Source organism: Frigoribacterium sp. SL97, from assembly GCF_026625765.1.
GTDB lineage: Bacteria > Actinomycetota > Actinomycetes > Actinomycetales > Microbacteriaceae > Frigoribacterium.
Genome location: NZ_CP113062.1, coordinates 978,369 through 1,000,667, shown reverse-complemented (window position 1 = coordinate 1,000,667; position 22,299 = coordinate 978,369). Strand labels below are relative to the sequence as shown.

Below are 22,299 nucleotides of genomic sequence, written 5' to 3'. Positions count from 1 at the left end.
CCCGGGCTGCACGACGGCTGGAGGCCTCGACCATGGCTAGTGCACTCGACCTCGCAGGCGTCCTGCGCGCCATCGACGACGACGACCTGTTGCGCCGCCTCGCTCGACGGCAGGTCCGGGCGTCGAGCGTCCACGACGCCTTCGACCTCGCGGACGTCCTGCTCGAGCCGGCCAGCGTGCGCGACGCCCTCGCCCACCTCGACCGCGTCGCGCTCATCGTGCTGCAGGTCGTGCGGGTGCCGGGCGACGTCGACGCCGTGCACGAGCGCATCGACGCCGCCTTCGACGTCGACCGCGAGACGGTGGCCGCCGCGCTCGACCGCGTGGACGAGGCCTTCCTCGTGGTCCGCCGCGGCGACTCCGTCTCGACCCTCGACGCCGTGGGCGAGCGACTCGACGACGACCCCGCCCTGGCCCTCGAGGTCCTCACCTCCGAGCGACCGCCGGTCGTGCTCGAGACCGTCCTCGACCAGGCCCGCGACGACGCCGACGCCCGCTCGGCCGAGCGGCTCTACGCCGTCGTCATCGAGGTGGCCGAGATCCTCCGTGCCCTCGAGCAGTCACCTGCCCGCGAGCTCGCGAAGGGGGGCCTGGCCCTGCCCGAATCGAGGCGCCTCGCCGAGGCCGCCCGCATCGACGTCGACGACGTGGCGACCGTGCTCGCCATCGCCGTGCGGGCCGGGTTGGCCGCGCCGAGCCCGGACGGCTGGGTCGTGGCCGCCGACGCGACCGACTGGCTCCGCGCCTCCTGGCCCGACCGGTGGCAGACGCTGACGCGGGCCTGGCTCGCATCGCTGCCGACCGAGATCCTCGCGGTGCTCGAGCAACGCGTCGACACGTCGTGGGGACTGCCGCTGCGCGAGTTCTCCGACTGGTCCTACCCGGCCGGGGGCAGCTGGATCACCGAGCGCATCGCCGCGTTCTCGCGCAGCGCCGAGGTGCTGGGCCTGACCTCCGACGACACCCCCACCTCGGCGGCCGTCGCCCTGTTCCGCGACGGTCCGGCCGCCGCCCGCACCCGGGTCGCCGCCCTGCTGCCCGACGCGGTCGAGCAGGTCTACCTGCAGCACGACCTCAGCGTCGTGTCGCCCGGGCCCCTGTCGCCCGCCATCGACGCCCGGCTCCGCGTCATCGCGGTGGTCGAGAGCGCAGGCCTCGCGGCCACCTACCGCATCACCGAGGGCGGACTGCAACGGGCCCTGAGCGAGGGCGAGTCCGCCGATTCGCTGCGCGAGTTCCTCGGCGGCATCTCGTCGACGGGCATCCCCCAGCCGCTCGACTACCTGATCCAGCAGAGCGCCGAACGGCACGGGCGCTACCGCGTCCGCGCGATCGCGCCGGGCGGCGCCCCCGCGGGCGTGCCGGGCGACGCGCTGTCGCTCGTGGTCGCGGACGACCGCGCGAGCCTCGACACCCTCGAGGTCGACCAGTCACTCTCGCCCCTCGCCCTGACCCGGGTCGACGCGACGACCGTGGCGAGCCGGTTCGAACGCGACACCGTCTTCTGGTCGTTGAGCGACGAGCGCTACCCCGTCGTCGTGGTCGACGAGGGCGGTGCCGAGGTCGTCCCGCCGTCCCGACGCCGACCCCGGCGACCGGCCCCGATCGAGACGCGTGACCCGCTGCGCGAACTCGTCCAGCGTCTGCACACCGACCCCGGCTCCGGTGACGAGTCCACGGACCGTGCCTGGATCGCCCGCCAGCTCGACGCCGCCGTGAAGGGCCGTCTGACGGTCACCGTGACGGTCGCGATGCCCGACGGCAGCACCACCACCCTCGACATGGAGCCCACCGGCATCGGCGGCGGACGCGTCCGCGGTCGCGACAAGAAGTCCGACGTCGAGCGCACGCTGCCGCTGAAGAACGTGGTGGCGGTCGCGAGTCGCGACTGAGGCGGGCGCCCCTCGTCGGCCGAGCCGCGCCTCCTCGTCCTGCCGGGTGGGCGCCGACCGGTGCCCGGCTGTGAGAGCCGAGACCGGGCGCGCCTAGACTCGACCCTCATGACCGGACCCCTGATCGTGCAGAGCGATCGCACCGTCCTGCTCGAGGTCGCGCACGAGCAGGCGGAGGACGCGCGGCACGACCTGAGCGTCTTCGCCGAGCTCGAGCGCGCTCCCGAGCACGTGCACACCTACCGCATCACCCGCCTCGGACTGTGGAACGCACGGGCGGCCGGGCACAGTGCCGACGACATGCTCGGTACGCTCGAGAAGTACAGCAAGTTCCCGGTGCCGCAGAGCGTCAGCGTCGACATCGCCGAGACCGTCGCCCGCTACGGCCGCATCGTCATCGAGCGCGACGGCGACCAGTTGCTGCTGCGCGGCACCGACAGCTCCGTGCTGAGCGAGGTCACCCGGGCCAAGAAGGTCGGCGAGCTGCTCGGCGTCAAGCGGGCCGACGACCTGTGGGAGCTCCTGCCGTGGGCGCGCGGCGAGGTCAAGCAACAGCTCGTCAAGCTCGGCTGGCCCGCCGAGGACCACGCCGGTTACACGCCCGGCACCCCGCACGCCATCGACCTCGACGAGAGCGACTGGCACCTGCGCGACTACCAGCAGAAGGCGATCGACAACTTCTTCGAGGGCGGCTCGGGCGTCGTCGTGCTGCCGTGCGGCGCCGGCAAGACCCTCGTCGGGGCCGGGGCCATGGCGGCCGCCGGCACCACCACGCTGATCCTCGTCACGAACACCGTCTCCGCGCGACAGTGGCGGGACGAGCTGCTCAAGCGCACCTCGCTGACCGAGGACGAGATCGGCGAGTACTCCGGCTCGGTGAAAGAGGTCAAGCCGGTCACCATCGCCACCTACCAGATCCTCACGGCCCGCCGTGGGGGCAAGTACACGCACCTCTCGCTGCTCGACGCGCTCGACTGGGGCCTGGTCGTCTACGACGAGGTGCACCTCCTGCCCGCGCCGGTCTTCAAGCTGACGGCCGAGCTGCAGGCCCGCAGGCGCCTCGGCCTCACCGCCACGCTGGTCCGCGAGGACGGCCGCGAGAGCGACGTCTTCAGCCTGATCGGCCCCAAGCGCTTCGACGCCCCGTGGAAGGAGATCGAGGCCCAGGGCTTCATCTCGCCGGCCTCGTGCTACGAGGTGCGGGTCGACCTCCCCCAGGAGGCGCGGCTCGAGTACGCGGCCTCCCCCGACGACGAGCGCTACCGGTTGGCCGCGACGGCCCCGGCCAAGCTCGACGTGGTCAAGCACCTCGTGGCCCGGCACGACGGCGAGCAGATCCTCGTCATCGGCCAGTACCTCGACCAGCTCGACGAGCTCGCCGCGGTGCTCGACGCCCCCACGCTGACCGGCAGCACGGCCATCGACGAGCGCGAGCGCCTCTACCAGCGCTTCCGCGACGGCGACCTCAAGGTGCTCGTCGTCTCGAAGGTGGCCAACTTCTCGGTCGACCTGCCCGAGGCGACCGTGGCCATCCAGGTGAGCGGCTCGTACGGGTCGCGGCAAGAAGAGGCACAGCGACTCGGTCGTCTGCTGCGGCCGAAGAAGTCGGGTTTGCCGGCCTCGTTCTACACGCTCGTCAGCCGCGACACGGTCGACCAGGACTTCGCCCAGAACCGTCAGCGGTTCCTGGCCGAACAGGGCTACAGCTACACGATCCTCGACTCGCCGGTGGTCGCCGCGTGAGCGACGCCACGGACGCCGACCTCCCCCTGGGCGACGACGAGCTCTGGCGCGACAGCCTGCGCCGGGTGTTCGCGGCCGACCAGGCCCCGTTCGCGACGTTCGGCCCGCTCGTGGCCTCCCTCGATCACGACGCCATGGAGTTCCGCGGCCAGGTCGCCCGGTTCGCCGAGTGGGACCCGTCCGTCGTCGTGTCGGTCGCCCGCACCTACGAGGTGCAGGGCGGCCTCCACGCGGGGGCGACCCTCAGCATCGTGACCTGGAGCCCCGACCCCGAGGTGATCGAACGCAGCGACCTGCTCGCCGGGTCGCCGGTCAAGGACCACCTGTTCGCCGGCCTCACCGCGATCGGCGCCACCGACGACGCCTCCGAGGCCCAGGTCGTCGCGGCGTCGGTCGAGGAGTTCCCGGGGTGGCAGATCACCCGGGCCTCGGGCTACACCGCGGTGCTCGAGCGGCGCGAGGGCGTCGACTTCACGCTGGCCGTGCCCGACGAGCTGCTCGAGTTGACGACGCGCGTCGCCCTGGTGCCCAACGTCGAGTGGTCCGCCCCCGACGCCTGAGCGTCCGCATCCACGATCATGCGTCCCGCCGTCTCGGCCACCTGAGGGCTGCCGCTCCGGGCACGTGCGGGTGACGTGCCTCCGGCTCACAGGAAACACCGAGGAGGCGCGCAGATACTTGGGCGCATGAGTGACGGCCCCAAGATCCTGATCGTCGACGACGAACCGAACATCCGCGACCTGTTGACCACCAGCCTGCGTTTCGCCGGCTTCGCCGTCCGTGCGGTCGGCAACGGCGCGCAGGCGATCTCGGCGGTCCTCGAAGAAGAACCCGACCTGATCATCCTCGACGTGATGCTGCCCGACATGAACGGGTTCGGCGTCACCAAGCGCCTCCGCTCGTCGGGCTACACCTCGCCCATCCTCTTCCTCACGGCGAAGGACGACACCGAGGACAAGATCACGGGCCTCACGGTCGGCGGCGACGACTACGTCACCAAGCCGTTCAGCCTCGACGAGATCGTCGCGCGCATCAAGGCGATCCTGCGTCGCACGATGAACGAGGACGAAGACGCCATCATCCGTGCCGGCGAGCTGACGATGGACCAGGACACCCACGAGGTCACCATCGGCGAGACCGCGATCGAGCTCAGCCCCACCGAGTTCAAGCTGCTCCGTTACCTCATGCTCAACCCGAACCGCGTGCTGTCGAAGGCCCAGATCCTCGACCACGTGTGGGAGTACGACTTCAACGGCGACGCCGGCATCGTCGAGAGCTACATCTCGTACCTGCGTCGCAAGCTCGACCAGTTCTCGACGGAGCCCATCATCCAGACCAAGCGGGGCTTCGGCTACATGCTCAAGGCCACGAAGGCCTGACCACCAGCTCTGGTGCGCGAACACGACGACGCCCGACCGCCCCGAGCGGTCGGGCGTCGTCGTGCGTGCTCCGACGGGCGGGGTGCGCCCAGCCGGTTCCGCTAGCGTCTGTCCTCATGCACGCTCGCCTCTCGCAGTGGTGGAACGAGATCTCCATCCGCACCAAGATCACCGGCATCACGGTGACCCTGGTCACCCTCGGCCTCGTCGTCGCCGGCCTGGGCACGATGACCGTCCTGAGCACCTACCTCATGGGTCAGGTCGACACGTCCCTGCGGAACTCGGCGACCAACTTCACCAGCGCCTCGTTCGACCAGGCGGACTCCCGCTCGTGCACCGTGAACTTCGCGGGCCTGACCAGCAGCTACGTCGCGATCCTCGACGACGAGGGCGATCTCATCTGCGACACCCGTTCGCAGCTGTCGAGTGCCACCGACGCCCCCGACCTCACGGGCGTCGGCGTCGCCGGCGCTCCCCTCGACGAGGCCTTCAACCGGTACAACTCGAGCCGCGACAACGAGTGGCGCCTCTTCGCCCACGCGGCCGCCCTGCGCTCGACCGACGCCCAGGGCAGCGTGACGACCGTGCCCGCCGTCATCGTGGCCGGAACCAACCTGGCGGGCACCAATGCGACGATCGGGCGCTTCGGCGGCATCTTCCTGGGGTTCGGCCTCTCGGTCGTCGTGCTCGGCGCCGCCCTCACCCGCCTGCTCGTCACGTCGACCTTCGCGCCGCTGCGTGACGTCGAGGCCACGGCGGCCCGCTTCGCCGACGGCGACTTCACCCAGCGGCTCGACTCGACGACGCCGAACACCGAGGTCGGGCGTCTGAACCGATCCCTCAACACGATGCTCAACCGGATCGACAGCGCCTTCGACGACCGGGCCAAGACGATCGACCAGATGCGCCGCTTCGTCGGCGACGCCAGTCACGAGCTCCGGACGCCGCTCGTCTCCCTCCGCGGCTACGCCGAGCTCTACCGTATGGGTGCCCTGACGAAACCCGAGGACGTGGCCCAGGCCATGGACAGGATCGAGAAGGAGGCCATCCGCATGGGCGTCCTGGTGCAGGACCTGCTCGCCCTCGCCCGTCTCGACGAGTCCAAGCCGCTCGAGCTCGGCCCCGTCGACCTCGTCCAGCTCGCCCGCGACTCGGCCCTCGACACCATGGCGTCGAACCCCGATCGCGACATCGACGTGATCGTGCTCGAGCCCGTCCTCGCGCCGTCGCCCACCCCGGCCGACGGCGACGACACCCAGGCCGACGGACGGTCCCCCGAGACGGCCTCGCCCGCCGCGAACACCCCCGCGACGGGCACGGCGCTCACGGGCGCAGCCGTCGGCGCGACGAGCCCGATCTCGTTCGCGGGCGCGACCCTCGCGCGCCTCCGCAGCCTGAGGGCTCGGGCCGTCCGCAACGGCGACACGGCGACGGCCGCCCAGCTGCAGGACGAGGTGCAGAGGTTCGAGGCCCCGGCCATCGTGCACGGCGAAGAGAACAAGATCCGTCAGGTGATCACCAACCTGATGGGCAACGCCATGCGGTTCACCGAGCCGGACAGCCCGATCGAACTCGTGGTGCAGTCCGACCCCGGACGCGGTGTGGCCACCGTCGCCATCGTCGACCACGGCGAGGGCATCCCGCCGCAGATCCGCGAGAAGATCTTCCAGCGGTTCTGGCGTGCCGACTCGTCCCGCACGCGCGACACCGGTGGCAGCGGCCTCGGCCTGGCCATCGTCTCGGGCATCGTCGCGGCCCACGGCGGCTCGGTGGACGTCGACGACACCCCCGGCGGTGGAGCCACCTTCCGTGTGGCCCTGCCGCTGATGCCCGCCGACGCCGTCATCGCGGCCGAGCCCGCCGGCGTGACCGCCTAGCCCGACCGGCACGGCCGGCACCCCGCGCCCTGGACACGACGCCACGACGTGGGCACTGCACCACGTTTTCTCGTGGCGTCGTGACCACGTCCTGGCGTGTTCCACGGAAGCGGAAGCGGCCGAACCACCGAGCACGAGGCGCGCCTCTCCCCCGGCGACGCCGAAGGGCGGCCCCCCGGAGGGGAACCGCCCTTGAGCGTGTGCGCGGCGTGAGCCGCGCGGCTGCGGACTAGAAGTCCATGCCACCCGAGGGGTCGCCGGCCGGGGCCGGGTTCTTCTCGGGCTTGTCGGCGACGACGGCCTCGGTCGTGAGGAACAGACCGGCGATCGACGCGGCGTTCTGCAGGGCCGAGCGCGTGACCTTGGCGGGGTCGATGATGCCGGCGGCCAGCATGTCGACGTACTCGCCGGTCGCGGCGTTGAGGCCCCAACCGATGTCGAGCCCGCGGACCTTGTCGGCCACGACGCCGGGCTCCATGCCGGCGTTGAAGGCGATCTGCTTCAGGGGAGCGTCGATCGCGACGCGGACGATGTTCGCACCCGTCGCCTCGTCGCCCTCGAGCTGCAGGTTGGCCAGAGCGGTCTTGCCGGCCTGGATGAGGGCGACGCCACCACCGGCGACGATGCCCTCTTCGACGGCGGCCTTCGCGTTGCGCACGGCGTCCTCGATGCGGTGCTTGCGCTCTTTCAGCTCGACCTCGGTCGCGGCACCCGCCTTGATGACGGCGACGCCACCGGCGAGCTTCGCGAGGCGCTCCTGGAGCTTCTCGCGGTCGTAGTCGCTGTCGGTCGCCTCGATCTCGCTGCGGATCTGACGGACGCGGCCGGCGATCTGCTCGTCGTCGCCGGCACCCTCGACGATGGTCGTCTCGTCCTTGGTGATGATGACCTTGCGGGCACGGCCGAGCAGGTCGAGCGTCGCGTTCTCGAGCTTGAGACCGACCTCTTCGGCGATGACCTGACCACCGGTGAGGATGGCGATGTCCTGGAGCTGAGCCTTGCGACGGTCACCGAAGCCGGGGGCCTTGACGGCGACCGACTTGAAGATGCCGCGGATCTTGTTCACGACGAGCGTGGCCAGGGCCTCACCGTCGACGTCCTCGGCGATGATCAGCAGCTGCTTGCCCGACTGGATCACCTTGTCGACGATCGGCAGCAGGTCCTTGATGTTCGAGATCTTCGAGTTGACGATGAGCACGTAGGCGTCCTCGAAGACGGCCTCCTGACGCTCGGGGTCGGTGACGAAGTACTGCGACAGGTAGCCCTTGTCGAAGCGCATGCCCTCGGTGAGCTCGAGCTCGGTGCCGAAGGTGTTGCTCTCCTCGACGGTGACGACGCCCTCTTTGCCGACCTTGTCGATCGCCTCGGCGATGAGCGCACCGATGGTGGGGTCGGCGGCCGAGATCGAGGCCGTGGCAGCGATCTGCTCTTTGGTCTCGATGTCCTTCGCGTCGGCGAGCAGCTGGTCGGAGACGGCCTGGGCGGCCTTCTCGATGCCGCGCTTCAGCGAGATGGGGTCGGCACCGGCCGCGACGTTGCGCAGACCTTCGCGGACGAGGGCCTGGGCCAGCACCGTCGCGGTGGTCGTGCCGTCACCGGCGACGTCGTCGGTCTTCTTCGCGACCTCTTTGACGAGCTCGGCACCGATCTTCTCGAAGGGGTCGTCGAGCTCGATCTCCTTGGCGATGGAGACGCCGTCGTTCGTGATGGTGGGGGCGCCCCACTTCTTCTCGAGCACGACGTTGCGACCACGCGGGCCGAGCGTGACCTTCACCGCGTCGGCCAGGATGTTCAGGCCACGCTCGAGGCCACGACGGGCCTCTTCGTCAAAAGCAATGATCTTAGCCATGTGTGTTTTTCGTCCCTCCCGGACGTCATGAAGCAGAAGCATTGGCACTCACGTGTCGCGAGTGCCAGCAACGATTCTGGCACTCGCCCGATGAGAGTGCAAGTGACGTGACGGGGCCCGGACGCACGAGCACGCCGCCACGGTGGACCGTGACGGCGTGCGGCGTGGGAGTGGGCGCGGCGAGGCGCTCCGACGGGCCTCAGGCGAGCCGGACGGACTCCGCCTGCGGCCCCTTGTCGCCCGTGCCGACCTCGAACACGACGGCCTGGCCCTCTTCGAGCACCTTGTAGCCGCTCATGTCGATGGCCGAGTAGTGCACGAAGACGTCCTGGCCGTCACCCTCGACGGTGATGAAGCCGTAGCCCTTCTCCGCGTTGAACCATTTCACGGTCCCGTTTGCCATGGTGTCGCTCCCCTTTTGCTGTGGTGGTACGGCGCGTGCGGTGCTGCAGGGCCGGGTCGTCGACGCAGCGACCTGCGAACCCGGACGGGACAGCGTCACTCGTGCAGAACACCAGGTCGGCGAGCCGTGAGGGGCGACCAATTCCAGATGGTAACCACGGGAAAAGCGGAAAAGCGCGCCCCGACCGAGAAACACCCGCAGAAAACGAGGATTTCACCGGTTATTAAACGTGGGCGTAACACGGGAGGTGCGGTGAGGGCCCGACGGGACGCGCGCCTCCTCGGATCGATGCCGCGGGAGCGGCGTCTTCAGGCGCTGTAGTCGGCCCCGAGGACGACGGTGACCGCTGCCCCGGGGAACGCCTCGGTGAGCTCGACGTCCGAGATGCCGAGCTGCTGGGCGAGCCCGAGCGCCACGGCCTCGTCGACGGCCGCCGAGTAGTAGACGGTGGACGTCGCGACGCGCTCGCTGGCGTTGCCCTGGGTGCCGACGACCCAGCCGGCGGTCTCGAGCCGCTCGGAGGCCGAACCCGCGAGCCCGGCCGTGGCGGTGCCGTTCAGGACGGTGATGGTCGTCACCGAGGGGTCGACCTGTGAGGGGTCGGTGAGGGGGGTGACCGACGGCGTGGCCGTCGGGGTCGGCGTGTCGCTCTCGGGAGCCCCGGCCTCGGCGGTGCTCGACGACGAGGGGTTGACGAACTGGAAGCTGTTGTTCGCGACGCCGAGGTAGACCACGCCGGCACCGACCAGGACGCCGACGGCCAGCGCGGCCCAGGCGAAGGCGATCCAGCCGCTGCCGGGGCGCTTCTCGGCCCGGTGGGCTCCGACCCGGTCGAGGTCGGCGGGGACGTCGTCGAACCGGTCTCGGTCGAATTTCGGCATGCGTGGTCTCTCGTGGGTCAGCGGGTCGGACCGAACGAACGGGTCGATCGGGCGTCGCGGCGGGCGACTCGCAGGCGCTGCAGGCGGCCGACGAGCATGGGTGCGTAGGCCAGTGCAGCGGGTCGGTCTATGAGCGAGTTGAGCAGTTGCTGGTAGCGGACGATCCCGAGGCCGAACTCGCGACGGACGGCGGCCTCCCGGGCACCGGCGGCGGCCGGGGCGTGCTGCTCGAAGTCCAGGACGGCACGGTCGAGCTCGGACAACGCGCTCGAGCGCACGTCGTCACCTGTCGCCTTCTCGTCCATCGTCGAGGCCCTCCCCTGGGTTCCGGGTCATCCTATGGGCGGCGCCCCGACCGATCGCGGAGGCCGGGGGCGTGGTCCGACAACCCGTCCACCCGCTCGGGGAGCCGCCGGGTGTCGCGAGCTCCCGACCCGCGGTCAGGCCGTGAGATGCAGCCGCGTGCCGTGGGCGTCCCCCACGCCCAGCACCCGGCCGTCGAGGGCGAGGGCCGCGAACGCGTCGTCGGGAGACACCCCCGGCGGCACCTCGGCGACCACGTCCCTCAGCAGATCTCGTCGTTCGTACGAGATCCACCGCGCGCCCAACCGGCCGACCTCGTCGACGAAGGCCTGACGCCGGCGACCCGGCAGGTAGACGAGCGTGCCCGTCGAGACGACGACGAGCGTGACGCCCGTCGGGGCCTCGGCCGCGAGCGGGGCGAGACCGTCGACGGCGTCCCCCGCCACGAGACGAGGAGGCGCGGTGCGGGCGAGCGCGACGGCCCGCCCCAGCAGGTCCCGCCGATCGGCGCGCTCGGGGGGCAGCAGCGTCGCGAGCCAGGCGACCTGGTCGGGGTCGCGGACGTCGACCGGGTCGAGGTCGATCCCCGCCCGCCAGACGATCTCGGGAAGCGGGGCCGTCGGCAGCTCCGCCTCGGACCGGGCCCCGCCCTCGACGACGACGTCGATCCCGAGCTGCACCGTGCTCGACGGATCGCCCCAGCTCCGGTCACCCGAGCGGTAGCCGTAGCGGTCGACACACAGGCAGAGCCCGGCCGAGGCGCCGACCTCGATCAGGGCGATCGGGCCCGGCACGCGGGCCAGCGCGATCGACAGCGGCGCGCAGCGGCGCACGTCGTTGGTCTGGGTGAGCCGTCGGCCGAGTTCGGCCACGACGTCGTCGGAGCGGGCGAGCAGCCAGGGCCGCAGCATCGACCAGGGGCCGTGCGGCGCACCCAGCCACCGGCAGACCGCGAGGACGAGGACGGGCTGGCGCCGCGCCTCCTCGGCTCGATCGACGACGGCGAGCGCCGCCGGATCACCCGCGACGCCCCGCGCGAGTTCTGCCTGCGACGGCGACCCCTCGCGGTCGAAGGCGAGGGCCGCGGCCAGGAAGCGGTCGGAGGTGCTCACGAGCAGGAGTCTGACAGCTCGGTGGGGGCCGGGGAATCGTGCACCGGCCGACCGTGTTGAATGAGGAGTCCCGACAAGCAAGGAGATCATCGTGGCGTACAAGATCGAGAAGACCGACGAGCAGTGGCGCGAAGAGCTCGACGCCGAGCAGTACTCCGTCCTGCGGGAGGCCGCCACCGAGCGCCCGTGGACGGGTGAACTGCTCGACGAGAGCCGTGCGGGCGTCTACGCCTGTGCGGCGTGCAGCGCCGAACTGTTCAAGAGCGGCACCAAGTTCGACAGCGGCTGCGGCTGGCCCAGCTTCTACGAGTCGGTGAACCCGGACGCGGTGCAGCTGATCGAGGACAACTCGCTCGGCATGACCCGCACCGAGGTCCGGTGCGCGAACTGCGGTTCGCACCTCGGCCACGTGTTCCCCGACGGTTTCGGCACGCCGACCGGCGACCGTTACTGCATGAACAGCATCTCGCTCGACTTCAAGGCCGCCGAGTAGTGAGCGCCGTCGCCGACGCCGCCCGACGTCGTCGGTCGCGGTCGAAGGTCACCGACGTCGCGCCGACGCACGAGCAGTTGCTCGACGCGGTGCGGTCGGCGGCGACGGTGGCGGACCACTCCGAGCTGAGGCCCTGGCGCCTGATCGAGTTCCGCGGGGACGACCGGCTCGTCGTGGGCCGGTCGCTGGCCGACGCGGGTGGGGCCGAGGGCCACGCTCGCGACAAGCTCACGCAGAAGGCGCTGCGGGCGCCGCTGATCGTCGCGGTGGTCGTCTCGCCCCGCGACAGCCGCAAGGTGCCCTACTGGGAGCAAGAATCGGTCGCCTCGGGCGTCGCGCACCTGCTGTCCCTCGTGCTCGACGACGAGGGCTGGGGCGTGTTCTGGCGCACGGGCGTCCTGACCCGGGCTCCCGAGGTGGCGGCCGCACACGGCCTGCGTGAGGGCGAGCAGTTGCTGGGCTGGCTCTACGTGGGCGGACGCGACGGTGACGACGCCAAGCCTCGCAAGCTGCTCGACCCCGAGCAGTTCGTCAACACGCCGTAGCGGGTCGACCGCCCTCGGCGGCACCCGGTCGCGGGTGCCGCGCCGGTCACCAGGTCTTGTGGCTGTTGCCGATCACCGTGATGGGCAGCCAGAACGACCCGGTCATCAGGACGATGCCCCCGAAGAAGACGAAGGCGTTGGGCTCGCCCGAGCCGAACGAGTAGGCGAACAGGGCGAAGCTGACGAAGAGCATGGCGAGCGAACCGAGCGCGGTCAAGATCGTGGACAAGGGGGCTCCTCAGGTCGGTGCGTCCGGCGGGCGCGGTGCGCTGCGTCTACTTCACCACTTCTCGGCCCCGGAAAGCCAATCCTGCACCGACCGCATGCACCACGCCGGGTGAGGAGGCGCGGGCTGGGTAAGATGGGCGAGCCTCGCCGGCCTGGCGCAATTGGTAGCGCATCCGACTTGTAATCGGAAGGTTACGGGTTCGAGTCCCGTGGCCGGCTCTGAGGGGACGTCAGTCGACGATGTCGCTGCTGACGAGCGTCTTCGGGCTCGAACTCGCCCGCCGTCGCCCGCGGGCGGGCACCGTCGACTCGAACCTCGTCTTGAGCTTCAGGGCCGGCGCCTCGATCAGGTGCCAGGACGCGACCGAGAGGGCCGCGGTCACGGCGACGACGATCACCAGGTTCACGGTGAGGCTCCGCACTCCGATCGTCGCGAAGACCATCTGCTGGACCGGGAACGCGTAGATGTACATTCCGTACGAGAAGTCACCGAAACGGGACGCCCGACGGATGATCGGCGAGGACGCGAGCCCGAGGGCCAGCACGGCGTAGGGCAGGACGACCCACATCACGACGTGGCCGAGAGACGGTCGGACCGCTTCGACGACGGTGAGGGCGAACAGGCCGAGCAGTGCGGCGTCGAGCCGGAAGAGGTGACGCTCGAGGAGGAGCGCACAGAGCATGCCTCCGGCGAAGAAGACCCACGGCTCGGCCGCCGTCACGAGCAGGTAGAAGCCGAAGACGTTCTGGGCGGGCGTCGCGAAGAAGACGGCGGCGACGCAGGCGAGGCCGAAGACGACCACCACCGGGACGCGGGCCCGACGGGGGACCAACATCATCAACGGGACGAACAGGTAGCAGGAGAACTCGATGGGGAGCGTCCAGAGCGAACCGTTCACCACGTTCGGGTAAGGGACGGTCGTGAACACGCCCGACAGACCGAAGACGGGTTGCAGGAAGAGGTTCCGGAGGTACAGCCACGTGTTCGGATCGGTGAAGTAGGCGTGCAGGTCGATGACCGTGAAGACGGGCCCGAGGACGAAGACCGAGAGCAGCACGGCGACGATCAGCGCCGGGAAGATGCGGAGCGTCCGCGCGGCCAGGTAGCTCTTCCACTGCGGTCGTCGCAGCCAGCTCTTGGTGATCAGGTAGCCGCTGATGATGAAGAAGACGAAGACGCCGAGGGTGTGGATCGGCACGTCGAAGATGACCGGCGGGGCGACTGGTTTGCCCGAGAGCACGTACGAGTGTCCGAGGACGACCATCAGCGCACCGCCCAGGCGGATGGCGTCGAGGTTGTTCCGCCGGCGGGCCAGCTCGGTCGACGCGTCACTCACAGGACGAGCATAGTCATCGCCGAGGAGACCTCATGGACCGGTCCTCCGTTCAGCGATGTGCGTCGAAGAACGCGGTGACGGAGGCACCGTCGAAGTTAGACGCGTCGCCGTGCTCGCCCACCGTAGACGTGAAGACGCCCGACACCCGCTCGGTGCAGGACCGACCATTCGCCTCGGCGTCGACGATGGTGTCATCGGGAGACGCCCAGGTGGCCACCGGCACGTCCGGCCACGAGAGGGGCGAGAACCGAGCAGGCGGGTCGGTGCCGTGGACCGAGCGGATCTGCGCCCGGAGGCCGGGTTCCGAGATGGTCGACAGGTCGCAGACCGGATAGATCGCGACCCAGGCCGCCACGTCGGCGCGTCCGGCGACCTGTGCCGCCGCGACCGCACCCATGGACTCGGCGACCAGGAAGATCCGTGCACCCGGCGACGAGCGCTGAAGATCGCCGACGAGGTCGAGGTAGTCCCGCACGCTCGGCCCGTCACCCCACGAGTTGCCGCCCGCGTCTCGGGCCGCGACCGTGTAGCCGTCCGCCACCAACTCGTCGACCAGCCCGCTCGTCTCGGGATCGTCGACGATCGTCGACGCGGTCTGGCCGGCACCGTGGAAGTACACGACCACGTCGCCGCGGGGGCGCTGGGGTCTGACGACGACCGTGCCGTCCGACGTCTCGACCGTCGAGCCCGCGACCGCGCCCGGGCCGACGGTGGGCTGCCCGGCGGACGGGGAGTTCGAGGGAACGGGTGTGACCGACGGAGCCGAGGCCTGTGGCGGCACGGGTCCCCCGGCGGCCAACCCGAGGGCGACCAGCGCCGCGGAGCCCCACAGCCCGGCCGTCATCACGGCGAACCTGCGCCATCGGGTCTTCTCGTCGCGGCGGCCCACGCCCGTGGAGCTCTGCCGGGTCGTCGTCGGTCGCACGTCAGGAGCGTATCCAGGGTCGACCGACCATCCGCCGAGAGCTCCGGCCCCCCGAGGTCACCCCTCGAGGGCGACGAGCAGGTGACGCAGGCCGTCCGCGACAGCTGGGCGCGCCTCCTCGGGCAGGGCGGCGAGCACGGCCCGCTCGTCCGCGAGCTGGACCTCGAGCACGCGGTCGATCAGACGACGCCCGGCCGCGGTCGGCGCGACGAAGTAGCCACGGTGGTCGGCGGGATTCGCCGAGCGATCGACGAGGCCCGCCGCGAGCAGCCCCTTGACGCGCTTCGTCACGGCCGGCGGTGAGAGCAGGGTCTCGTCCGCCAACTGCGTCGGACTCATCGGTCCGCCACGGCGCGTCAGGGCGGCGAGCAGGTCGAAGTCCGCGCGCCCCAGGCCGAACTCGGCGAGCAGGTCGTCGCTGCGACGCTGCACGATGCGGGCGAGCCGGTTCACCCGGCCGACGACCGGGATCGCCGAGACGTCGAGGTCGGGTCGGAGTTCGCGCCACCGGTCGTGGACGTCGTCCATCACGTCTCGGAGCCCGGGATCGGTCATGCCCTTGAGCCTAGCGATGCTTCACGAGTAAAGTGATGCGCAGATCATTCACCCGTGAAGCAGTTCGACGACGAGCGCCCACGCCGCGCCGACCAGAGGACCGCCCATCACGACCACGACCTCCCCCCACCGCCTGCTGCCGCACCCGCGCGACCTGGTCCGCTCCGGCCCGCACGACGGCGCCCACCGACCGGCAGCCCGCGTCGCCGCGTCCGTCCTGGCACCGATGGTCGTGCTGGCCCTGATCGGCCATGTGGAGTGGACCCCCTACGCGGTGTTCGGGGCCTTCGCCTCGGCTTTCGGCCGGGGGCTGCCCCGCTTCCAGCGGCTCGAGATGCAGCTCGAGGCCGGGCTCGTCCTCGTCGCCTGCGTGGTGCTGGGCACCGCGCTGGCCGCCTCGGCGGCCCCGGTCTGGCTGCTCGTCGTCACGATCGGCGTCGTGGCCGGCGTCACCTCGGCCCTCTCCGACCTGCGCCGCTGGAGCCCGCCCGGGCCGCTCTTCTTCGTCTTCGGCCTCGGCGTCACCGCGTTCGTGCCCGCGACCGGGTCGACCGTCGCCGTCGCGGCCGTGGTCGCCCCGGCGAGCCTCGCCCTCGCCCTGCTCGCGTCGCTCGCGGGCGTGCTGCTGCCCGCCGGTCGTCGCGCGCTCGCGACCGTCGACGGACGCCGATGGAGGCGCGGGCCCCGTCCCCTGGACGGCCGGCGGACGGTCGTCCACGCCGCCGTCTGCCTGGTCGCGTCGATCGCGGCCGGGCTGATCAGCCTCGGTCTCGGCGTGCAGAGCCCGTACTGGGCCATGGTGTCGGCCGTGGTGCCCGTGGTGGGGACCGCGACGGCGGGCCAGCTCGTGCGGGCCGGCCACCGCCTCCTCGGCACCCTCGTCGGGGTGGGCCTCGCCGCTCTGCTGCTGGCGTGGCACCCCGGGGTCGCGGCCCTGATCGTCGCCTTCGGCGTGCTCCAGTTCGCGACCGAGCTGCTGATCGTCCGCAACTACGGGCTCGCGCTGGTCACCATCACGCCCATGGCGCTCGGCATGCGGGCACTCGGCGGCGCACCCGTCGACGTGGGCGCCCTCGTGGCGGCCCGGACGGCCGACACCGCCATCGGGGTGGGCGTGGTGGTCGTCGTGCTCCTCGCGACGCACCGGCTGCGGAGGCCCCGGCCGGAGGCGTCCGTCTGACCCGAGGGGGCGGGTGGCCCCGGCCGAGCGGTCAGGCCTGGCGCGCCCTCGCCCGGCGGCCGTCCTTGCTCCACCAGACCAGGTCGGCGACGCCCTGCGCGACCAGCAGCACGGCGACGATCAGGATGATGACGGTGATCGCCTGGACCGGCACCCCCGAGGCGATGTTGAGCACCTGCACGACGAGGCCGAACAGGCCGATCAGCACCTCGAACACGGCGGGCACCACGGCACCCGTCTTCGTCAGGGTGAACCAGGGTCGCCGCAGGTCGCTCATGCACCCGAGGGTACAAGGTGCGCGGGCTACGATCGCCGGGACCCGATCCGCCGAGGAGGCACCGTGCGACGACGCGACGTCCACGTCGATCCCGACGTGCCGAACTGGCTGCTGACCAAACGCGGCGGCCTCGCCCTGCCCCTCGTCACGTCGTTCTGCGCGCTCGTCGTGATCGCGAGCATTGTCGCCGCCCTGACGGTCGGCGGCGGCCACGTCACCGTCGTCACCGTCGTCGTCGTCGCCGCCGGCCTGGGTGCCGTCACCTGGGCGGTGGCCGACCTCGTCTGGTGGACGCGCGACGACCGCCGTCGCATCGTCCGGCTGCCCCGCGACCCCGGGGCCTGACGCCGGAACCCCCGGTCACATGCCGTTCATGGCATGGACGTGCCCCGTCAACCTGGCAACCACCCAGCGTGCGCCGCCGTAAACTGACTGATGCACCGAACCGGTGCCCACGACGTTCGGCTCCGCTCGCGACCCCGCGCGCGCGTGCAGCCCCACCCCGCCACAACTCGACAGGGAGTTCCGTTGAACGGAAACGCTACGACCCGGCACAGCAACGTCGCGTTGCTGTCGGTCACCAGCACCATGGCCGACCGGGTCACCACCTCCGAGAGCATCGACGAGAAGCTCGGCCCCGTGCTCAAGCGCCTCAAGCTGCCCACGGGCCTGCTGCAGCGCGTCGCCGGCGTGTACGAGCGCCGCAACTGGAGCACCGAGCAGAGCTTCGACGCGGCGGCGATCGACGCCGGCAAGCGGGCGCTGGCCGAGGCCGGCATCCGCCCCGACCAGGTCGGCCTGCTGATCAACACGTCGGTCACGCGCCCCCACCTCGAGCCCTCGGTCGCCGTGCGCCTGCACCACGGCCTCGGCCTGCCCTCGTCGGCCACGAACTTCGACATCGCCAACGCCTGCCTCGGCTTCGTCAACGGCATGACCCTCGCCGCCCAGCTGATCGACGCGGGTCAGATCGACTACGCCGTCATCATCGACGGCGAGGACGCCGACGACGTCCAGGTCAACACGATCGATCGCCTCCTCACCAAGGGCTACGGCCGCGACGACTTCATGAGCGAGTTCGCCAGCCTCACCCTGGGCTCCGGGGCCGCCGCCGCCGTCATCGGCCGTGCCGACCTCCACCCCGAGGGCCACCGCATCGTCGGCGGCGTCACCCGCGCCGCCACCGAGAACTACGACCTCTGCGTCGGCAGCGTCGACGGCATGTTCACCGACGCCAAGGCCCTGCTCAAGCGCGGCATGGAACTCGTCGTCTCGGCCTGGAAAGAGGCCAAGCGCGACTGGAACTGGCAGCGCATGGACCGCTACATCATGCATCAGGTCAGCGACGTGCACACGGGTGCCTTCGTCAAGGCCGCCGGCATCGACAAGAAGCTCGTCCCGCTCACCTACCCGACCCTCGGCAACGTGGGCCCGGCGTCGATCCCGATCACGCTGGTCGAAGAGAGCAAAACCCTCAGCAAGGGCGACCGCGTCCTGTTGATGGGCGTCGGCTCGGGCATCAACACCGCGATGATGGAGCTCGCCTGGTGAGTCGGCTCCCGCGGTCCGCCTCCGCCACGGCGCCGGCGTCACGTCCCCCCGCGGGTCTCGACGGGCTCGACCCGTCGTGGTCGCGTCTCGTCGACGTGCCGTACGGGCTCGGCGCACACCGCGCCTCCCGCACCTGGCACGTCCTCGACAACGCCGAAGCGCTGGCCGAGGTCGGCGCCGAACCGGTCGGCACCATCCTCTGCGTGCACGGCAACCCGACCTGGTCGTACCTCTGGCGCCGCCTCGTCGCCCGCACGGTCGAGACGGCCGTCGCCGGGGGGCCCGCGTGGCGCGTCGTCGCGGTCGACCAGCTCGACATGGGCTTCTCCGAGCGCACGGGCTCGCCGCAGACGCTGGCCCGCCGCGTCGCCGACCTGGGCGACCTCACCGACGCCCTCGAGGTCACCGGGCCCGTCGTCACCCTCGGCCACGACTGGGGCGGCGTCGTCTCGATGGGCTGGGCGGTCGACCACCCCGACCAGCTGGCCGGGCTCATGCTGCTCAACACCGCGATCCACCAGCCCGAGGGCGAGAAGATCCCCGCTCCCCTGCGCCTGACCCTCGCCCGCGGCGTGCTGGGCCGGGCGACCGTCGGCACCACCGGGTTCCTCGACGTGACCCTCGGCCTCGCCCACCCGCCGCTCTCGCCCGAGGTGAAGGCCGGCTTCCGCGCTCCGTACCGCCAGGCCGACCGCCGCGGCGGCATCGGTGGCTTCGTGGCCGACATCCCGGTCGACGACGGGCACGTCAGCAGCCCCGAGCTCGACCGCATCGCCGAGGGCCTGCGCGAACTCACCGTGCCGGCCCTGATGCTCTGGGGCCCGCGCGATCCGATCTTCTCCGACCGGTACCTCGACGACCTGGTCGACCGCCTGCCGCACGCCGACGTGCACCGTTTCGAGGGTGCGGGCCACCTCGTCGCCGAGGACGTCGACTACGCCGGAGCCGTGCTCACCTGGCTGGGCGACCGGCTGCCCGGCGGGACGGCCGTCGTCGACGCCCCGGCCCGGGCCGCCACCGAGGCCCGAGTCGCCGCCCCGGTCGGAACCGAGGAGGCGCGGGTCGCCTCACCGCAGGACCGCCCCCTCTGGTCGTACCTGGACTCCCTGGCCGACAGCCCGGCCACCGCGCTCGTCGAGATGGCACCCGCGGGTGCCGACGGCCCGCGTTCGATCAGCTGGAGCCTGCTCGCCCGTCGCGTCCACGAGATCGCGCTCGGTCTGCGGAAGCACGGCGTGCGCCCCGGCGACCGCGTCTCGCTGCTCGTCCAGCCCGGTGCCGACCTGACCGCGGTGCTCTACGCCTGCGTCCGCCTCGGTGCCGTCGTGGTCGTGGCCGATGCCGGTCTCGGCGTGCGCGGCCTGACCCGCGCCGTCCGCGGCGCGTGGCCCGACCACGTGATCGGCCAGCTCCCGGGGCTCACGGCGGCCACCGCCCTCGGTTGGCCGGGCCGCAAGATCTCGACGACGACGTTGTCGCCGGTCGCCGCCCGGGCACTCGGCGTCGAGGCCTCGCTGCCCGAGATCGCCGCCCTCGGCCGCCGCGCCCGCGGTGCCCTCGCCGAGCTGCCCGACGCCCCCACGGCCGACGCCGAGGCCGCCATCCTGTTCACCTCGGGCTCGACCGGCCCCGCGAAGGGCGTCGTCTACCGGCACGGCCAGCTGACGGCCCTGCGCGACGCCCTGGCCGAGCAGTACGACGTCGGTCCGGGCACGGGCCTGGTGGCCGGCTTCGCCCCGTTCGCCCTGCTGGGCCCCGCCCTCGGGGCGACGAGCGTCACCCCCGACATGGACGTCACGAAGCCGCGCACCCTCACCGCCCGGTCCGTCGCGGCCGCCACGGCGGCGGTGGACGCCACCGTGGTGTTCCTCTCCCCCGCCGCGCTCGCCAACGTCGTCGCGACGTCGGACGACCTCGACGACGCGGACCACCGCGCGCTGGCCGGCGTCGAGACCTTCCTGTCGGCGGGCGCGCCCGTCTCCGAGGCGCTGCTGGCGGCGGCCGGCGACCTCATGCCGAACGCGACGCCCCACACGCCCTACGGCATGACCGAGGGCCTGCTGATGACCGACGTCACGCTCGAGGGCGTGCGCTCCGCGGCCGCCGACCGTGGGGCAGCCGTCGCCGCGGGTGCGCCCGACGCCGGCGGGGTCTGCGTCGGGCTGCCCGGCGCGACCACGACCGTGCGGATCGCTCCGCTCGACGACGGGGGCCGCGCCTCCTCGGCGTTCACCGACGCCCCCGGCGTCACGGGCGAGATCGTCGTCTCGGCGCCCCACGTCGAGGACCACTACGACCGTCTCTGGCTGACGCACCGCCTCAGCCGCCTGGGCTCGACCGCCGAGACCCGCTGGCACCGCACCGGCGACGTCGGGCACCTCGACGCGCAGGGTCGGCTCTGGGTCGAGGGCCGCCTGCCCCACGTGATCACGACGTCGACGGGCGTGCTGACGCCGGTGGCATCCGAACAGGCCGTGGAGGCGCGAGCCGCCATCGCGCGCGCCGCCGTCGTCGGCGTCGGTCCGGCCGGCACGCAGCAGGTCGTCGTCGTGGCCGAGACCGTCCCCCCGGCTCGTCGCCCGGGGCTGGCGTCCGCGGCCCTGGCGGCCTCGGTCCGCTCGGCCGTCCGGTCGGCGTCGGGTCGACCCGTGGCCGCGGTGCTCGTCGTGCCGCAGCTGCCGACCGACGTGCGGCACAACAGCAAGATCGACCGCACGGGCCTGGCCGCGTGGGCGACGTCCGTGCTGTCCGGCGGCCGGATGCGTCGCCCGTGAGGGTGCTGGTCACCGGCGCGAGCGGCCTGCTCGGCGGTGCCGTCGCCCGCGCCGTCACCGACGCCGGGCACGAGGTCACGACCTTCCAGCGTCGGCCCTCCGGCGTGCCCGGTGCCCGCGACGTGCTCGGGTCGATGACGAACCCGCGGGCCGTCGCCGCCGCCGTCCGCGACCAGGACGCCGTCGTCCACCTCGCGGCGAAGGTGTCGCTCACGGGTGACCCCGCCGAGTTCGAAGCCGTCAACGTCGGGGGCACGCGCTCCCTGGTCGAGGCGATGCGCGCCTCCTCGGTGCCCCGGCTGGTCTTCGTCTCGTCGCCGTCCGTGGCGCACGCCGGGTCGTCCATCGTCGGCGACGACGCCCTGCCCGCCTCGCCCGGACACGCTCGAGGCGACTACGCCCGCACCAAGGCCGCGGCCGAGCGGGTCGCCCTCGGGGCCGCCGACGCCGACCTGCGCGTGGTGGCCGTCCGCCCCCACCTCGTCTGGGGACCGGGCGACACGCAGCTCGTCGAGCGGATCGTCGACCGTGCGCGCTCCGGCCGCCTGCCGCTGCTAGACCACGGCGCCGCCCTGATCGACTCCACCTACGTGGACAACGCGGCGTCCGGCATCGCCGCCGCGCTCGCACGCGTCGACGAGGTCAGCGGCGAGTCGTACGTGATCAGCAACGGCGAGCCCCGCACCGTCGCCGACCTGATGGCCGGCATCTGCGCGGCCGCCGGGGTGCCCGCGCCTCGCCTGCGGGTGCCGGCCGGGATCGCCCGCGCCGCGGGGTCGCTGGTCGAGCGCGTCTGGGCCGTGCGACCGGGCACCGACGAACCACCCATGACGCGGTTCCTCGCCGAGCAGTTGTCCACGGCGCACTGGTTCGACCAGCGGCGCACCCAGCGCGACCTGCGGTGGACACCGGCCGTGAGCGTCGACGAGGGCCTGAGCCGTCTCGCCGCCTGGTACGCCGCCGGGCAGCCCTCCGTCTGAGACCCGCCGCCCGGC

The 22,299-nt window shown here is 71.9% G+C and carries 22 protein-coding genes and 1 tRNA gene; 13 read left to right on the top strand and 10 right to left on the bottom strand.

Going from position 1 to position 22,299, the window contains the following annotated elements; translation table 11 throughout:
• Window positions 1-32: 32 nt before the first annotated feature.
• The 5 genes from OVA02_RS04850 to OVA02_RS04830 all read left to right on the top strand — a co-directional run bounded on the left by OVA02_RS04850 (window position 33) and on the right by OVA02_RS04830 (window position 6,891).
• The gene (locus tag OVA02_RS04850; RefSeq protein ID WP_267659338.1) at window positions 33-1,892 is read left to right on the top strand and encodes a helicase-associated domain-containing protein; all 1,860 of its coding nucleotides are present in this window, start codon (window positions 33-35) and stop codon (window positions 1,890-1,892) included.
• A 108-nt stretch (window positions 1,893-2,000) separates the two neighbouring features.
• Entirely contained in the window at window positions 2,001-3,635 is a 1,635-nt protein-coding gene (locus OVA02_RS04845) for a DNA repair helicase XPB (RefSeq protein ID WP_056043095.1), read from the top strand.
• The gene (locus OVA02_RS04840; protein ID WP_056043098.1) at window positions 3,632-4,195 is read left to right on the top strand and encodes a hypothetical protein; all 564 of its coding nucleotides are present in this window, start codon (window positions 3,632-3,634) and stop codon (window positions 4,193-4,195) included. Before OVA02_RS04845 ends, OVA02_RS04840 begins: the two co-directional genes overlap by 4 nt.
• A 126-nt stretch (window positions 4,196-4,321) precedes the next feature.
• Entirely contained in the window at window positions 4,322-5,014 is a 693-nt protein-coding gene (locus tag OVA02_RS04835) for a response regulator transcription factor (protein ID WP_043593521.1), read from the top strand.
• Between the two features lie 116 nt (window positions 5,015-5,130).
• Window positions 5,131-6,891 (top strand): sensor histidine kinase, encoded by a 1,761-nt coding sequence (locus tag OVA02_RS04830; RefSeq protein WP_267659336.1) that lies wholly within the window; start codon window positions 5,131-5,133, stop codon window positions 6,889-6,891.
• Between the two features lie 229 nt (window positions 6,892-7,120).
• Here OVA02_RS04830 and groL read toward each other — a convergent pair whose 3' ends face one another.
• The 5 genes from groL to OVA02_RS04805 form a co-directional block, all read right to left on the bottom strand.
• Complete coding sequence (gene groL / locus OVA02_RS04825) at window positions 7,121-8,740, bottom strand: chaperonin GroEL (protein ID WP_043593524.1); 1,620 nt, start codon at window positions 8,738-8,740, stop codon at window positions 7,121-7,123.
• A gap of 199 nt (window positions 8,741-8,939) precedes the next feature.
• Complete coding sequence (locus tag OVA02_RS04820) at window positions 8,940-9,143, bottom strand: cold-shock protein (protein WP_054146828.1); 204 nt, start codon at window positions 9,141-9,143, stop codon at window positions 8,940-8,942.
• Between the two features lie 308 nt (window positions 9,144-9,451).
• Window positions 9,452-10,024 (bottom strand): LytR C-terminal domain-containing protein, encoded by a 573-nt coding sequence (locus OVA02_RS04815; RefSeq protein WP_123571693.1) that lies wholly within the window; start codon window positions 10,022-10,024, stop codon window positions 9,452-9,454.
• Window positions 10,025-10,041: 17 nt separating this feature from the next.
• Window positions 10,042-10,329: a DUF3263 domain-containing protein gene (locus OVA02_RS04810; RefSeq protein WP_056043106.1), complete on the bottom strand. Its 288-nt coding sequence runs from the start codon at window positions 10,327-10,329 to the stop codon at window positions 10,042-10,044.
• Between the two features lie 135 nt (window positions 10,330-10,464).
• On the bottom strand, window positions 10,465-11,439 hold the full coding sequence (locus OVA02_RS04805) for a DUF2332 domain-containing protein (RefSeq protein WP_267659333.1): 975 nt from the start codon (window positions 11,437-11,439) through the stop codon (window positions 10,465-10,467).
• 91 nt (window positions 11,440-11,530) lie between these two features.
• On the opposite strand from OVA02_RS04805, the gene msrB reads away from it, so the two are divergent.
• A complete protein-coding gene (msrB, locus tag OVA02_RS04800) occupies window positions 11,531-11,932 on the top strand; it encodes a peptide-methionine (R)-S-oxide reductase MsrB (RefSeq protein ID WP_043593533.1) in 402 nt (133 codons plus the stop codon).
• Complete coding sequence (locus OVA02_RS04795; protein ID WP_267659332.1) at window positions 11,932-12,477, top strand: nitroreductase family protein; 546 nt, start codon at window positions 11,932-11,934, stop codon at window positions 12,475-12,477. Before msrB ends, OVA02_RS04795 begins: the two co-directional genes overlap by 1 nt.
• Window positions 12,478-12,523: 46 nt before the next feature.
• On the opposite strand, the gene OVA02_RS04790 is transcribed toward OVA02_RS04795, so the two are convergent.
• Entirely contained in the window at window positions 12,524-12,706 is a 183-nt protein-coding gene (locus OVA02_RS04790) for a hypothetical protein (protein WP_055974590.1), read from the bottom strand.
• Window positions 12,707-12,851: 145 nt separating this feature from the next.
• Here OVA02_RS04790 and OVA02_RS04785 point away from each other — a divergent pair.
• A tRNA-Thr gene (locus OVA02_RS04785) sits at window positions 12,852-12,924 on the top strand.
• Between the two features lie 11 nt (window positions 12,925-12,935).
• Here OVA02_RS04785 and OVA02_RS04780 read toward each other — a convergent pair.
• The 3 genes from OVA02_RS04780 to OVA02_RS04770 are packed head-to-tail and all read right to left on the bottom strand — an operon-like array spanning window position 12,936 to window position 15,522.
• On the bottom strand, window positions 12,936-14,042 hold the full coding sequence (locus OVA02_RS04780) for an acyltransferase family protein (protein ID WP_267659331.1): 1,107 nt from the start codon (window positions 14,040-14,042) through the stop codon (window positions 12,936-12,938).
• Window positions 14,043-14,091: 49 nt separating this feature from the next.
• Window positions 14,092-14,967 (bottom strand): serine aminopeptidase domain-containing protein, encoded by an 876-nt coding sequence (locus OVA02_RS04775; protein WP_123571696.1) that lies wholly within the window; start codon window positions 14,965-14,967, stop codon window positions 14,092-14,094.
• A 57-nt stretch (window positions 14,968-15,024) separates the two neighbouring features.
• Window positions 15,025-15,522, bottom strand: a complete 498-nt coding sequence (locus tag OVA02_RS04770) for a MarR family winged helix-turn-helix transcriptional regulator (RefSeq protein ID WP_082460032.1) — start codon at window positions 15,520-15,522, stop codon at window positions 15,025-15,027.
• Window positions 15,523-15,748: 226 nt separating this feature from the next.
• On the opposite strand from OVA02_RS04770, the gene OVA02_RS04765 reads away from it, so the two are divergent.
• The gene (locus OVA02_RS04765; protein WP_267659330.1) at window positions 15,749-16,702 is read left to right on the top strand and encodes an FUSC family protein; all 954 of its coding nucleotides are present in this window, start codon (window positions 15,749-15,751) and stop codon (window positions 16,700-16,702) included.
• A gap of 31 nt (window positions 16,703-16,733) precedes the next feature.
• On the opposite strand, the gene OVA02_RS04760 is transcribed toward OVA02_RS04765, so the two are convergent.
• A complete protein-coding gene (locus tag OVA02_RS04760) occupies window positions 16,734-16,979 on the bottom strand; it encodes a hypothetical protein (RefSeq protein ID WP_123571699.1) in 246 nt (81 codons plus the stop codon).
• 63 nt (window positions 16,980-17,042) lie between these two features.
• On the opposite strand from OVA02_RS04760, the gene OVA02_RS04755 reads away from it, so the two are divergent.
• The 4 genes from OVA02_RS04755 to OVA02_RS04740 all read left to right on the top strand — a co-directional run bounded on the left by OVA02_RS04755 (window position 17,043) and on the right by OVA02_RS04740 (window position 22,284).
• Window positions 17,043-17,324, top strand: coding sequence for a hypothetical protein (locus OVA02_RS04755; RefSeq protein ID WP_056043124.1), 282 nt, complete (start codon window positions 17,043-17,045; stop codon window positions 17,322-17,324).
• A 183-nt stretch (window positions 17,325-17,507) separates the two neighbouring features.
• Window positions 17,508-18,530, top strand: coding sequence for a 3-oxoacyl-ACP synthase III (locus OVA02_RS04750; RefSeq protein ID WP_056043127.1), 1,023 nt, complete (start codon window positions 17,508-17,510; stop codon window positions 18,528-18,530).
• Complete coding sequence (locus tag OVA02_RS04745; RefSeq protein ID WP_267659329.1) at window positions 18,527-21,304, top strand: alpha/beta fold hydrolase; 2,778 nt, start codon at window positions 18,527-18,529, stop codon at window positions 21,302-21,304. Before OVA02_RS04750 ends, OVA02_RS04745 begins: the two co-directional genes overlap by 4 nt.
• Entirely contained in the window at window positions 21,301-22,284 is a 984-nt protein-coding gene (locus OVA02_RS04740) for an NAD-dependent epimerase/dehydratase family protein (protein ID WP_267659328.1), read from the top strand. The genes OVA02_RS04745 and OVA02_RS04740 overlap by 4 nt, the downstream gene beginning before the upstream one ends.
• Window positions 22,285-22,299 lie beyond the last annotated feature (15 nt).